The sequence below is a fragment of the Calothrix sp. UHCC 0171 genome, assembly GCF_034931845.1.
Classification (GTDB): domain Bacteria; phylum Cyanobacteriota; class Cyanobacteriia; order Cyanobacteriales; family Nostocaceae; genus Brunnivagina.
The window spans coordinates 161,680-176,586 of sequence record NZ_JAYGHN010000008.1 but is presented as its reverse complement, the minus strand read 5'-3'; the positions used below and the strand labels follow the sequence as shown (position 1 = coordinate 176,586).

Sequence of the window (14,907 nt, the reverse complement as noted above, 5' to 3'; positions counted from 1 at the left end):
AAACTATTCTTGACAATTTAAAGGAGTTTTGTACCTAAAACAATGTCTCACATAAAAACCGCAACATTGTATACAATTTGTAAAAAATATTTCTCCACTTATTCAGTAGCGAGCAACTACCATAAAAAGTGATTATTTTTTAGTCGCAGTTCAATGTTACAACCACAAGAAATCTTGGTAGAACGGTATCAACTTCAAAGGGTACTAGGTGAAAGTGCGAGTCGTCAAACTTGGTTAGCCTGGGATTTGGTAAATCGAGAGCAAGTAGTTGTGAAACTGCTGATAGCTAGTGACAAATTGCAATGGGATAATTTACGACTTTTTGAACGGGAAGCAAAGGTACTGAGACAATTAAACCATCCTTGTATTCCTGAATATCGAGATGATTTTGTGGTTAAAAAGAATCAAGAAATTATCTCTTTTGCCTTAGTTCAGGAATACATCCCTGCAAAATCTTTGAAAGACCTGTTGTTAGAGGGGAAAATTTTTAGCGAAACTGAAGCGAGAAAAATTGCGATCGCGCTTCTGAAAATTTTGATTTATCTTCATAAACTCAGTCCCCCAGTTTTACATCGCGATATTAAACCGAGCAATGTATTACTGAGTCAATCAAAAGGACAAAAAAAGAAAATATATTTAGTTGATTTTGGTGCTGTTCAAGACCGTGCAGCATCGGAAGGCGCAACATTTACAGTCGTCGGCACCTATGGATACGCTCCCCTAGAACAGTTTGGTGGACGCGCAACACCAGCATCTGACCTCTACGCACTGGGAGCAAATTTAGTTAATTTAGTTACAGGCATCGCGCCCGCAGATTTGCCGCAATTAGATTCAAAAATGCAATTTTCCCATCTTGTCAAACTCAATCCAGGGTTTGTCAGGTGGTTACAGAAAATGACTGAACCGAATTTAGAATATCGCTTTCAAAGTGCATCAGCAGCACTCGAAGCACTAAACATCAACCAGCAAGCAATAACTACTGTCAGTCAAGATATTCCCGACACAAATATTGCAGTATCTAAATCATCCAAACAATTAGAGATACATATTCCTGTGCAGAAAAAAAGTGCGATCGGATTAATATTAGGGGGAATCGGATTATTTTTGTGGATATGGTTTATTATCGCCAGTGGTGGGATTTATTTCTGGACGGGTTTTTTGTGGTTGATATTGGGTATTTTATTAACAGCTTGGTGGACATTATCTAGCAGAGTTGAAACGACTATTTGTTTTGATAATCAAAATTTTGAAATTAGATGGAAATTATTTGATTATACTTTGAGAAAACAACGCGGAAATGTCTTAGAAATCGATAATATCTATAGTTGTAAAACAGGTAATCAAGATAAACAAGTACATGAAATTACTTTATCTGTCGGGGTAAATGAATATTATTTTGGTAAATTTAAAGGGAGTCTTAGTCAAGAAGAAAGTCGTTACATTGCTGCGGAAATTAGAAATTGGCTCGGTCTTTAGATTGCTCGTTAATTAAATTAATTTAAAATCTTAATCTGGTGGCAAAATGTTAGAGTCAGGACAAATATTAGAAAGTCGCTATCAATTACAAACAAAAATAGGACAAGATACAAGTCGTCAAACTTGGTTAGCAGTATTATTAACTTCTTCAGAAATAGTTGTTCTCAAACTATTAACTTTAAATCCCCAAATGCAGTGGGATGAACATAAATTATTTGAGCGCGAAGCTCAAGTTTTAAAAAATATTAACCACCCTCGTATCCCCAAATATCGAGATTATTTTATTATTGAAAATTTACCAGGTTCAAAATTCCCTTGGTTTGTATTAGTACAAAGTTATATCCCTGGTAAATCACTACAAGAATTACTCAATCAAGGAAAGAGATTTTCCGAAGTGCAAGTTGAAAAAATCGCAACTGAAATATTAAGCATTTTAGTTTATTTACACGAACTCAAACCACCAGTTTTACATCGTGATATTAAACCAAGTAATTTAATTTTGGGAGACGATGAACGAGTTTATCTAGTTGATTTTGGTGCTGTGCAAGATAAAGCAGTTGCCGAAGGTGTTACTTTTACAGTAGTCGGAACTTACGGTTATGTACCTATGGAACAATTTGCAGGACGTGCGGAACCTGCATCCGATTTATATGCACTAGGGGCGACATTAATTCATTTACTTACGGGAAGAAGTCCTGCGGATTTACCCTATTGCAATTCTCGGATTGAATTTGCCAATCTTGTTAGCGTTGATTTAGGACTAGTTAATTGGTTGGGAAAACTTACTGAGCCAAATGTTATTGATAGAATTAGTACAGCCAGATAAGCTATTTCGGCGCTTGAAAATAAACAAATTCTTAGTCCTCCCATCACTACTCGCAAACCCACAGGTAGTAAAATTCAATTAAAAAAATCAGCTAGTCATCTGGAAATTAAACTTCCTAGACGTGGATTTAAATCATTACGTATTTTTTACTTATTTGGCTTGCTCACTCCATTTTTGTGGCAAATTCCTCAAATTTTCAATATTACTAGAAATATTTATACATCTTGGTTTTATCTATTAATTATACTCTTTATTTTGTTAGCATCAAATCGGGTTATTTTACTACCTATTTTTGGACATACAGATTTATATTTTGACCGTAAAAATTTTGAAATCAAATGGAAAATATTTGGACTTTGTTACAAACGAAAGCGTGGTGACACTATAGCGATTGAACAGATTTATAAAGAAAATCCCAAAACTGCTTTAGCACCAATGGGCATCACTATTGAGCTAATGAAAGGTCAAAAATTTACTACTACTCCTCTAGCAACTATAGAAAGAAATTGGTTGATTGATGAAATAGCAGATTGGTTGAAATTTGAATTGGATAAATAAATGTGTAAATTACACTAATTTAATCTGAATCCGCATAGCAAATAGCTTCTCAAATTAACGTTAAACCTGATAAGAGAAGATAGACAACATTGTGTCATGGTTATAAGGCAATACGGTTCAGTTAAGGTTATTAGTCAATCAATTTGTTGAGAACCAAGATTTGGCGATTGCTGCTCGAATACTAATTAGCGATCGCTATAAAGTTTAATTCCCGAAAATCTTTGTCATACAAGTGTTTTGAAAATATCGAAAAGTTTTTCTCTACGTTATACTAACTCTGCTGAATAAAACAATGTATTAGTTATTTCCCAGATAACTGACGGACAGACAAGATATGCTACTTATAGTCTGTAGACTCATAGGCATCAATCCAGCAATATTTTAATTCATGGCTAAAAACCATGAACTTATCAAATTTGGATTAAGAATTCGGGAGCTAAGGTTGCTTAAAGGACTCTCCCAAGAATATCTGGCTGATCTAGCGGGTCTTCACAGAACTTATATAGGTGGGATTGAAAGAGGTGAAAGAAACGTTGCCTTTTTGAACATTGTTCGTTTGGCAAAAGCTCTGGAAATTTCATTAAGTGATTTGATGAAAGGAGTTGACTAAATGTCTTCACCTTACAACAGCTTAGGGGAAGAAGAGTGGCTTGCTAAAACTCAAGATTTGGTTGACCAACATCCATTAGATTTTGAAACTATTAGACGAGTCGCTTTGAAGTGTTGGGATACCCTCTGGTCTACTAAGATTGGGGAAGGCGAACTTTCTATCAGTCTCTGGGAATTGGATGTCCCTGCTATTGTGATAGGCTACTTTTTTGAGAAACTTTTTGCTAAAGAGCTTGAAACAGAGCATCCCTGTATTTGGCGGGGCGGCAAAAGTAAGGATGACAAGGATATTGTTTATATACCTAATAATTTCTATTCGATTGAAATTAAAAGCTCAGGACAACTAGGAGTGAAAGTATTTGGAAATAGAAGCTATGGACAAAATGTAGAGAATTCCGAATTAGAAAAGAAGGAAAAGTCGGGATATTACATTACAGTCAACTTCTATGAAAGAACTTTAAGCCTTTTAAGGTTTGGTTGGATTGACCATGAGGACTGGAAGGCTCAGAAAGCAGCAACAGGTCAAGCTGCTGGTTTAGGTAATTCGGTGTATAAATACAAATTACTAGAAATCGATGGTGATTATAGATTAGATGCCCCCATAGGAATAGTGAAGGGCATTGGGTCTAAAACATCAAAAGATTTTTCGGCAGAAGGCGTTCAAACAATTAGGGATTTGCAAAACTATCAAGGCAGGAACTCCAAGATATTGAAATTCAAGGACAAATTTGGAGAGTACGAGACTTAAATGATTGGATAAGGATTGGATTTTGACTATCAAACTATAGTGTTTCTAAATCACTTAAATTTTCAAAACAACTCTTTTTGCTCAAAGAATTCCTGCTTTTGCTTCATAAATCTCTTAAATCTCTCAACAGCAATCTCACAATAATCTCTTCTTATCTCAAATCCCAAAAAAATACGTCCTAAGCCAACAGATGCTATTCCAGTTGAACAAGAACCGGCAAATGGGTCTAAAACAACATCAGTAGCATTGGAAGATACTTTGACTACTCTCTCAACAACCCCTAAAGGAAATTGTGCGGGATGATCTGTTCTTTCCTTAGAGCTACGTTTCTTTCCTGTAGTGACTTTTGGAAAATCCCAAACATCTGAGGGATTTTTTCCTAAAGGGTTGCAACGATACTTTCCATTCTTCTTCTGGTTTGGATACTTGACATTTGGATCTCGGATATCATCCAAATTAAAGGTATATTCTTGAGAGTTCTTCACATAGAACAGCCATTTTTCATTACGTGGACTCAAACGATACTTTGTTGAAACACCCGCTCCATATTTCCAGACAACTTCTTGCAATAAATAAAAAGGTGATTTATCCCATAAAAGATATGGAATTGGGATACAAAGTCCTTTGTCAGGTACTTCTAAGTAACCAATGTTTAACCAAAATGCACCATTTGGTTCAGTTACTTTATGTATCTGATTCATCCAACTAGCACACCAGTCAATATATTCATTCACTGACATTGGCTGTTCATATTCTTTGCCAATATTGTAAGGTGGCGATGTGATTGTTAGACCTATTTTAAGATTTGAGTGATATAGCCTATCTAAAAACTTGGTTAAATCACCTTCATAAAGAATAAATCCTGCATCTGCATAAAATGGCTCCCCTAAATAAGATTTTAGTTGCTCTTTGACTAACTTAAATTGAGAAAAAAGTTGTTCCTCTAATTCCTCGGAGAAGGGTTGGAGTAATCCTGAAGGAGCAACTTGCGTAGATTGATGCGAGTCTATACCTTCCAACACATAAGAATTGTGGCTCTTGCTAGCAATCTTTCTAGAGTTGTCTTCAGGGATTGAAACCTTTGGCATTTAATATAGCTTCAGCGCTTGATCAATACAAGATTACCAGGAAATGTCCACTTTTAAAAGCCTATGAGCGTTGGAGGTTCAGAGAGTTACATGGGCACTTAACTATAATTATTATGCAGAAACTTTCCGCATATCTCACCAATCGATCCAAGTAAATAAAGGTTTAAAGATACTTTAATCATAATATCAAGAACTTTCCTGGATATCGTCAATATCCACTTATTACACAGAATATTTTCGGTTCACTACCCAAATTTGGGGTAGATATCAGGAAGTTTTCTAGCTATCATGAATACTAAAAGCGATCGCACAAGTTCGTGATTCAATTGTGATCGCTTTTCAATAAATACAAACAATTAATTTTGGGAATTATCTTTTTTCAAGACGCTGGGAATTGCATCCATAATTCTCTGGGCAACATCTTCAGGAGTGTCACACTCGCTAATAGTTATGTGCAAATCAGCTTGGGAATAGAGTGGTGTACGTTGTTCGAGAAGTGACTTTAACTTTCCTTGGGGATCAGTATCTTGTAATAATGGTCTGGTGGTATCCTCTGCTAAACGACTGTAGAGCAAATCTACGGGCACATCCAACCAAACCACTAACCCGTGACGCAGATACCCCCAATTTTCACGACGGATTACAATACCTCCACCTGTGGCGATCGCAAGTTTAGTATAAGCGCAAACTTGTCCTAAAATATCGCTTTCAAATTGTCGAAATCCCGCTTCACCAACAGTCGCAAATATTTCATTAATACTTCTACCTGCTGCTTGAGTAATTACATTGTCAGTATCTAAAAAACCATAATGCAAGTGCTGTGCTAGCAAACGTCCCACGGTTGTCTTCCCAGCACCCATCATGCCAATTAAGTAAACGTTTATACCTTTTAATGAATCAGTCATTAGTCATATATTATTGATTATTAGCGAAGTAAATTGCTCTGTTCCAACTAAATATTATCAGCATTAAACCTGAGTTCGCGAATATAATTCTTCAACTGCGTTTCAAAAATAGTTTGGTTCATTAACAGTGAAGATGCTTTTGTGCTACTCAAACGCATATTCTCTTCTATCAAACATTCTGCTATATATTCCATTAAAACAGGAGTTTGAGAAAAACTTGCTGTTTGTCGTTCAATAAGTGATTTTCTTTGTAGTAATTCAATTGCTTCTAAAATCAATCTTTGGGAAACTCTCGGCACAATATCTCTCTGTAATTTCCGCAGAGATAAAAAATCTTGATTTAGCGCTAGCCAATACATTACCTGCTTTTCTAATTGCGATAAACGCTGAAACTGCTCGTCTAAAACAGCACGAATTTCACCAAAAACTACTGTACCCTGCTCAATAAATTCGTATATACTGCCCCCAAATAAATCTTGAATTGCCGTCCCAACCAACTTTAAAAATAAAGGATTTCCTGCATACCAATCAATCAAAAACTGGTATTCTTCCTGCTTAATATTGCTAAAGCCTTTGGCTTTGAGGACTTCTAAACCATCACCATAACCCAATCCTGTCAACTTGAGAACTCGAACTGGTAAAGAGTTACCAGAAAGTGCAGCGATAGCTTGCGGTTGCTCTCGACTTGTGAGTAAGACGCAACTTTGATGTGATGACTCTCCTAAGCGGCGAATTAACTCGCCATAGCCCTCATAACCGGGCAGATATTTGATTTGAGCAAGAGTATAACCAGTTTCTTGACTTTCTGCCACATCACCCGATAATACAGCATCAATAGCATCTAAAACTATTAAACAGCGCGCAGAACGCAGATACTCAATCAATTGAGAAATACTTCCCTCTAGGGAATCTGCAATTTCCATATCAGGATTTACTGATAAAAACTGAATTAATTGATTGAGAAGAACTTCTAATGGTGGTGCTAATTGTAAAGAACGCCAAATAATAAAATCAAACTCTGAATGTAGTTTTTGCGCTAACTTAATCGAAAGAGTTGTTTTCCCAATTCCCCCCATCCCCAACAAAACAACTAACCGACAACGTTCTTGAATAATCCAATCTTGAGCTTGGGCGATTTCATTTTGTCTACCGTAAAAAACAGAGACATCTGTCGCTTCTCCCCAATCTTGTTGAGTTGTCTGCATATTGACGAATTCCGCAGCTTCTTTTTTTGGATAGTTTGTTGTGACTAGATTGCTCACTGCTTCGAGTTGTAGCCAAGTTTTTTTATAACCAGCTTTCTCTAATAATTGTGTGACACGACTCCAGTTTTTGACTTTGATGTTGGTACTGGCTTGGATACTTAACATCTCTTCTATATATTTATATAAACCGTTTGATAAGTAAACCCTAACCGTACTACTGCTTTTACTTTTATAAACAGTGCTGGCTATTTCCGCAGGACTCAAACCACACAGTAACCCACGTAAAAACTTTTTTTCAACAGGTGTTAGTGCTTTACCTTTTGCAGAAGCTAAATCAATATATAACTTTTCTAACTCCCAATTATTCTTGGCTTCTACAAATTCTTCTTCAACTATATGCGGTTCGCTGGCAGTCATTCTTTTGCTATTTTCCCCTTGAATTAGGCAATATGTTAGCGATTTTTGTATGAAGTGAGCATAAATTAGAATTAAACTTCTAACGAATTTAATAACATTCGTTAGGTGACTTGGTAATTCTGACTTCGCTATCTTAAGAATTAATGGAAATTTCAAATAGTTTGTTCAAAACTTTATTGACATTTTGTCTGTTAGCAAAAAGAGGAAAAACAATTATTTATATGGCTAATAATTATAACTTTCCACAGCCAACGTTGCTATCAGAACATTACTGATACCGCAATAATCACCACAAAACAAGACTTAGACAATAAAAATCAATAAGTCTTTAAATTTGTGGGTATTAAACATAACAAATGTGACGAAGTTAAGCAAAAAAAGCTTTAGTCTTCTTTACGGTTGAGACACCAAATCATTGCATATTTTATCTGTGTAGTCCGAATAAATAAGTGTGGTATGAAAGAGGTTCCTGCTATGACTCGGATTCGTGATGTTGTTCAAGAAGCATTAACGACTGGCTATCTAACACTTGAAGCAGAAAATAAACTTCGACAACTGTTAACCACTCGCTACGATGTAGAAGACTTGAATGCATTTATGAAGTTACAAGAAGCGGCAATGATGGGTGAAGTAAAACAGGAAGCCCGCGAGCGTTGCGGGATTAAATAGGTTGGGAGGAAGATGGGGAAAATGGGATGCTTGGAGCCTGATTAACGCGAATCACGCGGTTCATCCCTCAAATCGCTATCATCCTCATCAAAGAAACTCCAGTCATCGTCACCGCTAATATCGTTAATTTTTGATGTGGAATCTGCGGGTGCTGTTGGTTGCGAGGCTTCAGGAGATGGGGGGTTATATGGTGGAACAATTACTCGATAGTCAGCATCGTAAATCGATTCAGTTTTCCCAACTCCAGAGTTTTTTGGTTCGCGGTAGCTGTAGGAGTAAGAAGAAGCCGATGATTTCCTGGCATTTTCTCCTTGTTGTCGGCGGTAGCCCCTTTCATCATCACTTTCTGCATAGTCGTTTTGAGAATTTCTGCGAGAATCGCTAACTTTCCTATCTCTCACTTCTTCTTGAAAACGGGTATTTGCCTTTGGTTGTTGCTCAAAGTCCCAATCTTCGCTAGCTTCGAGGTTCCAATCATCTTCAACATTGCTGCTAGATTCGCTTTTTGATGTTGATGAGGGGTTCGTTGCGGCGCGATATGAAGAAGTGTTGCGAGACGAAGAGGAAGCAACTGTTGCTTTTGCACGGGCTTGCTGGGAGGATTTTCCCAAGGAATCTGCTAGTTCGTACAAACTGCTCACCAATAGTGATGTGATACTCCCCGCAACAACACTTAACAAAATCCATATTGCTAAGGGTAGGGGTTGCGATCGCATTCCCAAAAATGTTAACGATAAAGCAGGAGAAAAATTTTGCACTAACAGTAACGTTAGTCCTCCCATAACTGTGAATAATAAAATTAAGCGAATTACAGCCATATCAATTTAAATAAAATAAAGGATAAAAATATTAAAGAATAAAATATATATCATTAACTGTGCAGACAAGCTAATATCAATTTCCGCAAATAACGCTCCAGATGACACGTAAATGTGGGAATTGATGTGTCATAATATTTTGGAGAATTTTGGAGAAGCGGTATAAATATCGGTGACAAATTTCACTGCCATCTCCAATTTTCAGCGATACAAAATTTTACTCTTTTCCTCTCCCCTCCCACCTTTTTAAGGGAATACAATCAATATCAAATTGATCTAAAGCACGAGCAACCACAAAATCAACTAAATCTTCAATTGTTTGTGGATTGTGATACCAAGCCGGAATCGCCGGAACTATCCTGGCACCAGCTTCCGCCAGGGAAGTCAAATTTCGCAGGTGAATTAAACTAAAGGGGGTTTCGCGGGGGACTAAGACTAATTTACGTCCTTCCTTAAGTTGTACATCGGCTGCACGTTCTAATAAATCGGAACTTAAACCACCAGCTAACTTAGCAACTGTACTCATACTACAAGGAATTATGAGCATTCCTAAAGCCCGAAACGAGCCGCTAGCAATATTTGCTCCCACATTACCCCAAGGATGACAAGTAAGCTTGCCTCCAGTTGCCACTAAGGCTTGTTGTCGCCAAAAAAGTTCTTGTTGGAAAGGTTCCGCAGGCATTTTGATCTCTTGCTCGGCTTGCCAAACCATGTAAGTTGATTTTGATGCCACTAACTCAATTGTATAGTCAGCAGCAAGTAAATATTTGAGAGTACGAACGGCGTAAATTAATCCAGAAGCTCCAGATACGCCAATAATTATCGGTTTTGACACAGCAATACAAGGGAAAGGGGGAAAGAGAAGGGGACGCGGGGAATAAAAAATGACGAATGACTAATGACTCTTTCAAGCTAGGGAAGGGAAAAAGAAGAAGGCAGAAAAACTATTTCAATCTATTTTGATTTGGTTCTTCTTTACCTTTATCCTTCACCCTTTCCTTGTTTATTCGTCGTCGTCTTCAAAGTCATCAAGTTCGTCGTCGTCATCGTCGTTGTCGATGTCGTTTGCCATGTACAATGGCATTTCACCGTTAACGTTGTAATCTTTGCTAACGATGGGTGTACCATCGCTGCTGACGGTGACTAAATCGATTTGTTGACGGTAGTAATCAACGCTCTTGACTTGGACAGCCACACGATCGCCTAATCTATAGGAGGCTCTATTTTTCCGCCCGAATAAGGCTTGCTGTCTCGCTCGATACTCGTACCAGTCATCTTTGAGAGAACTGACATGTACTAAACCTTCTACCCGTAAAGGCGTAGGGCTATTTTCATCTGTTGCAGAGACTTCGATTTCTACAAAAAATCCGTATGATTGCACACCAGTAATCACACCACTAAAGACTTCACCGATGCGTTGTTTCATCAGGGAAGCGCGTTGCAAACCAGCCAAATCCGCTTCGGCTTCTTGAACTTCCTTCTCGCGATCGTTAAGTTGGGTAATTACCCGTGTTAAATCGCTTTGTAACTCGCTTTGTAATTCGGGAGGAAGGACATTCCAGTTGATTTCAGCGTGGGAAGTTGAAGATCGGAGGTTAACTCGTTCTTTCACACGAGTATTACGGCGATCGCGTCCATGTTCCAGGAGGCTATGATATACCCGTTGCATGAGTAAATCGGGATAACGCCGCAATGGAGCCGTAAAGTGGGTATATTCGGGTAGGGATAAGCCAAAATGCGGTGCTTTATTCGTCGTGTACAAAGAAGGTTTCAGGGTATCTTGGAGGAGATAGGTTAAAACCTGCTCCGATGCAGATTCGGCGAAGACTTGGGTAAGGTGTTGGTAGTCGAGGGGTTGGACATCGACATCTTCGGGAAGCGAAAGTTCCACACCCAAATTAATCGCCAATTTGAGCATTTCCTGCACGTCTTCGGCATCGGGTGCCCCTTGAACGCGCCAAATTGCGGGAACACCCATGGCATTTAAGTGACTTGCCATTAGTTGGTTGCAAAGTAATACCAACTCGGTGAATATCGACCTAATGCTGGAATTGGTTGCGATGACACATCCCAAAATGCCTTCGTCATAGTAGGGATTTTGGTTCGGTGGCAGATTTAACTGCAAACTTCCGCGTCCCAGGCGAATTTTTTTCAGGGCATTGGTTAAACGTTGCAGGACTTGCAGCATTTCCACGGTTTCGGCAGAATCTTTGGTTTTTCTGCCTTTTCCTTCCAGGATAGTTGTGGCTTGCTCTTGGGTCATGTGTTTGTCAACTTTGACAACACTAGGATTAATTTCCCACTCCAAGACTTGACCTGTTTTTGCTTCTAGGGTGATTAAAAACGACAGCGCCAAGCGATCGCTACCAGCAACCAAAGCACATTTATCCATGATCCCATCGGGTAACATGGGTAGAAATAATTCGCCCAAATAAATCGAGCGTCCGCGTTTGAGGGCTTCGCGATCGAGGATTTCATCAGGGAGGATATAGTGAGTGGCATCGCTAATATGGAAACCCACCAAATAATTACCATCGGCAGTAGTTTCCAGGGAAAAAGCATTTTCCACAAACTTGGAATCGCCATTTATACCACCAGCCCCAATCGTAATGGTAAAGCGATCGCGTAAATCGAGGCGATTTTTTAAATCTGCTTTGAGTAATTTTTTGGGTAACTTCGATGCGGCATCCAATACAGCATCGGAAAAAGTCCGCGCCAAGTCATGCTTACAAGTCACCAAATCGATATCAGCTGCGGCTTCTGCATCACTACCGAGGATTTGCACAACTCGCCCTAAGGGTGGATATTGCGCCAGAGGATATCGCAACACCTCCACATGTGCCAAATGGTCAATAGCTTCCTCCAAAGCCGTCAGATTGTTTTGCAGCTTTAACTCAAATAGTAAACGGTCATCCAGAGGAACAGCGCGAAAACCACTTTCCACCTGTTTAATCCTTGCCAACAAAGTATGGTTAGAACGCTCTAAAATTAATTTGACCTCGCCTTCCGGAGAACGACGGCGACTGCCTTCTTTGAGTACCCTAACCAAAACGCGATCGCCATTCCAGGCATTACTTAAATGACTTTCGCGAATGTAGATGTCTTCAGCCCCTTCGACATCTTGGATGGCAAAACAAAAGCCCTTACTCGAACAACGCAGTTTCGCTTCAATTATTCCTTCTTCGGTTACACGGCGATATTTGCCCCGCTCTTTCGCCAAAATCCCGATTTTTTCTAGAACCTCCAAAGCAATGTGAAGCTTGTGCAAGCTCAGTTCGTCTTCGCAGCCAAGTTTCTTTTCCAGCAATTTACGAGCTACCAATTTATCATCGGTGAAATTGGCAAGGAGTGTAGCGATTGAAAATTCCATGCAGTGAACCGACCTTTGGTCAAAACATCATTTGTTGTTGTGTTGTTGAAACGGGTTCTTTGCTATATACCCTCAGCCTTCAGGGTTGCCACTACTCTTGCCAAGCCGCAAGCTACGACAAGACGGAAACCCTCAAGGTACTCTTCGAGAATCCCTGCGGAGGGAAACCCTACCCTCCGGAAAGCGTTCCGCAACAGTAAAGGGGAACAGCTTTGCCCAACAGGGTTATCTCGCCGACATTGCCGAGTGGACTCACCACCTAACAACTGGCGCACTAGATTTCAACTGACTCCAAATTTCAGAGCAATTAAAATTTGATAAGAAGCGAAAACGACTACACTCAAACGAATAAGTCGATTTGCATCCGCGTTCCTTTCTACTGCACGACAAGCGAGAGAGTTCGGTTCGTCAATGTCCCCTAAATTGATGAGCCAATCTCACAATCCACGGACGATAGTGAATACCCCTTAATCGGTAATTACGTAACTTTCTTTCAGAGAGGATTGATTTAGAGAACTCTCTAAAAACAACTCATACACCAAGAAAGGCGGGAATCACAGGTGTCAGATTGTCAAGCATTGAAGGTAGTTTTACGCCATTTATCTCCAAATTTTAACTAGGAGAAACTATCAGTAAACCCAACTTTCCTATATGTAGAATCGGTAACAATGAGGATAACAGATGGACTAAGAGTGAGGGCGAATCTTACCTTCATTATTGTAGATTTAGAGCGTACTTCCAGAAAATACTTCTGGATATCAAATCAGGTAATTAGTATAGCATTGCGCTACATGTAACCTAAACCAATCCACTGTAACCAAAAATTATCGTTTCCAACACCGTGCTACAATCGGGACGCTAGATGTTCAAAAAAAGTCAAGCAACAGGGAATTAGATACAACACTCAACACACTGTGCTTCGCTACTAGCGATGGTAACGTTAAGTTGCAAGCGACACGTTTTATGCGGTTATTCCCACAGGGTAGAGTGAAGGTTAGTGCCTATCTGCGGGAAGCGAAGACAACGGCAAGCTGAAGCAGTGTTTCTACAGCAGTTATTTTGATTTTGGTGACAAAGTTTATGTTGGGTTCGTTTCAAAAGTTATATCCCACAGGCTGCCTAGTCAGCGAGTTAGTTCAAATTTATAACGGCAAGTATGTTGTCAAAGCTAGCTTGCAAATTGAAGGTGTGATTCGCACTACTGGGATGGCAGCAGCAGAAGTTCTTGAAGAAGCCGAAGATCGTGCGAGGGAAAGAGCATTAGCTATTTTTGGAACTGTTGATACTGTGACACCAGAACCAACAGTAAAATCAAATGCGATCGCTCCTTCAAAAAATAGCACTCCGAACACAGATATTACCCTGAATATTTCCACTATTTCCGCACCTGTGGAAGCAACTCTAGAAAAACCAAATCTAGAAAAATCAAATCCAATTATTGCCACAGAAACAGAATCAAGTATTTTCAAAGACGATGAAAATCAGAAAATACACGTAACTAAACCTGATTCACAATCCGATTTACAGCCTAGCTTAGTGCCACAATTAAGTTCTGTATCCGAACTTGAGGAAGTTGCCGCACCAGCAAAATCAAATTCCTCAAGCAAAACTAAAACGACTGCGGCGAGTAAAGATTTAAATCGCAAAAACTCAAATCAAGATTTAAACCAAGATTTAAGTCAAGATTTAAACCAACAGACAAATCAAACTTTTCCAGCAACTCAACCAGAGCCTTTCCCCGAAGAATTTCCAGAAACATTATTAGACATACCTCTCGAATCTTTAGCTGCAACTGAACCTGCACCCGAACAATTACCATTAGCAGGGTTAACAGGAGCAAATGCCACAACAAGTAATGTGATGCAATTTACTCCTCGTAACTACATTCCCCCTACAGAAATTGAACCTGAACAAGTCGAACCTGAAAAAATCGAAAATCCACCCGTACCAGAAGCAACCTCTGTCACTACCAGTAAACGCAAAAAGAAAACCGAACCCGAAGATAATTCCGACGACATCGCCAAAATTGGTGTCGAAATGCAACGCTTACACTGGACAACCGAACAGGGCAGAGATTACCTCTTTCAAACTTATCGCAAAAAATCTCGCCACTCACTGACTCCCGATGAGTTACGCAGTTTCCGCAAATATCTAGAATCTCAGCCTACACCAGAAGACCCATTAGCGATCGATCCCATCGCTGGATTTTAATTTTGTT

General features: G+C 39.2%; 12 protein-coding genes and 1 pseudogene. 6 read left to right on the top strand and 7 right to left on the bottom strand.

Going from position 1 to position 14,907, the window contains the following annotated elements:
* The first annotated feature begins 153 nt into the window (after positions 1–153).
* The 4 genes and pseudogenes from VB733_RS09105 (at position 154) to VB733_RS09090 (ending at position 4,217) form a co-directional block, all read left to right on the top strand.
* A complete protein-coding gene (locus VB733_RS09105) occupies positions 154–1,476 on the top strand; it encodes a serine/threonine-protein kinase (protein WP_323339754.1) in 1,323 nt (440 codons plus the stop codon).
* 46 nt (positions 1,477–1,522) lie between these two features.
* Positions 1,523–2,860: pseudogene (locus VB733_RS09100) on the top strand (serine/threonine protein kinase).
* Between the two features lie 388 nt (positions 2,861–3,248).
* A complete protein-coding gene (locus VB733_RS09095; protein WP_323339753.1) occupies positions 3,249–3,470 on the top strand; it encodes a helix-turn-helix transcriptional regulator in 222 nt (73 codons plus the stop codon).
* Positions 3,471–4,217, top strand: a complete 747-nt coding sequence (locus tag VB733_RS09090) for a ScaI family restriction endonuclease (protein WP_323339752.1) — start codon at positions 3,471–3,473, stop codon at positions 4,215–4,217. It begins immediately after the preceding gene.
* Positions 4,218–4,279: 62 nt separating this feature from the next.
* Here the strand turns inward: VB733_RS09090 and VB733_RS09085 are convergent, their stop codons facing one another.
* The 3 genes from VB733_RS09085 to VB733_RS09075 all read right to left on the bottom strand — a co-directional run bounded on the left by VB733_RS09085 (position 4,280) and on the right by VB733_RS09075 (position 7,832).
* Entirely contained in the window at positions 4,280–5,305 is a 1,026-nt protein-coding gene (locus VB733_RS09085; protein ID WP_323339751.1) for a site-specific DNA-methyltransferase, read from the bottom strand.
* A gap of 356 nt (positions 5,306–5,661) precedes the next feature.
* Positions 5,662–6,210 (bottom strand): shikimate kinase, encoded by a 549-nt coding sequence (locus tag VB733_RS09080; RefSeq protein WP_323339750.1) that lies wholly within the window; start codon positions 6,208–6,210, stop codon positions 5,662–5,664.
* A gap of 47 nt (positions 6,211–6,257) precedes the next feature.
* A complete protein-coding gene (locus VB733_RS09075; protein WP_323339749.1) occupies positions 6,258–7,832 on the bottom strand; it encodes an NB-ARC domain-containing protein in 1,575 nt (524 codons plus the stop codon).
* A gap of 474 nt (positions 7,833–8,306) precedes the next feature.
* Between VB733_RS09075 and VB733_RS09070 the strand changes: the two genes are divergently transcribed.
* A complete protein-coding gene (locus tag VB733_RS09070; protein WP_096613434.1) occupies positions 8,307–8,501 on the top strand; it encodes a hypothetical protein in 195 nt (64 codons plus the stop codon).
* Between the two features lie 41 nt (positions 8,502–8,542).
* Here VB733_RS09070 and VB733_RS09065 read toward each other — a convergent pair whose 3' ends face one another.
* The 4 genes from VB733_RS09065 to VB733_RS09050 form a co-directional block, all read right to left on the bottom strand.
* Positions 8,543–9,319 carry a LapA family protein gene (locus tag VB733_RS09065; protein WP_323339748.1) on the bottom strand — a complete coding sequence of 259 codons (777 nt, stop codon included), beginning with the start codon at positions 9,317–9,319 and terminating at the stop codon, positions 8,543–8,545.
* A gap of 217 nt (positions 9,320–9,536) precedes the next feature.
* Positions 9,537–10,160: a flavin prenyltransferase UbiX gene (locus VB733_RS09060; protein ID WP_416336306.1), complete on the bottom strand. Its 624-nt coding sequence runs from the start codon at positions 10,158–10,160 to the stop codon at positions 9,537–9,539.
* Between the two features lie 162 nt (positions 10,161–10,322).
* A complete protein-coding gene (locus VB733_RS09055; protein WP_323339746.1) occupies positions 10,323–12,689 on the bottom strand; it encodes a ribonuclease R family protein in 2,367 nt (788 codons plus the stop codon).
* A 62-nt stretch (positions 12,690–12,751) separates the two neighbouring features.
* On the bottom strand, positions 12,752–12,964 hold the full coding sequence (locus tag VB733_RS09050; RefSeq protein ID WP_323339745.1) for a hypothetical protein: 213 nt from the start codon (positions 12,962–12,964) through the stop codon (positions 12,752–12,754).
* Between the two features lie 805 nt (positions 12,965–13,769).
* Here VB733_RS09050 and VB733_RS09045 point away from each other — a divergent pair.
* Positions 13,770–14,900: a hypothetical protein gene (locus tag VB733_RS09045; RefSeq protein WP_323339744.1), complete on the top strand. Its 1,131-nt coding sequence runs from the start codon at positions 13,770–13,772 to the stop codon at positions 14,898–14,900.
* Positions 14,901–14,907 lie beyond the last annotated feature (7 nt).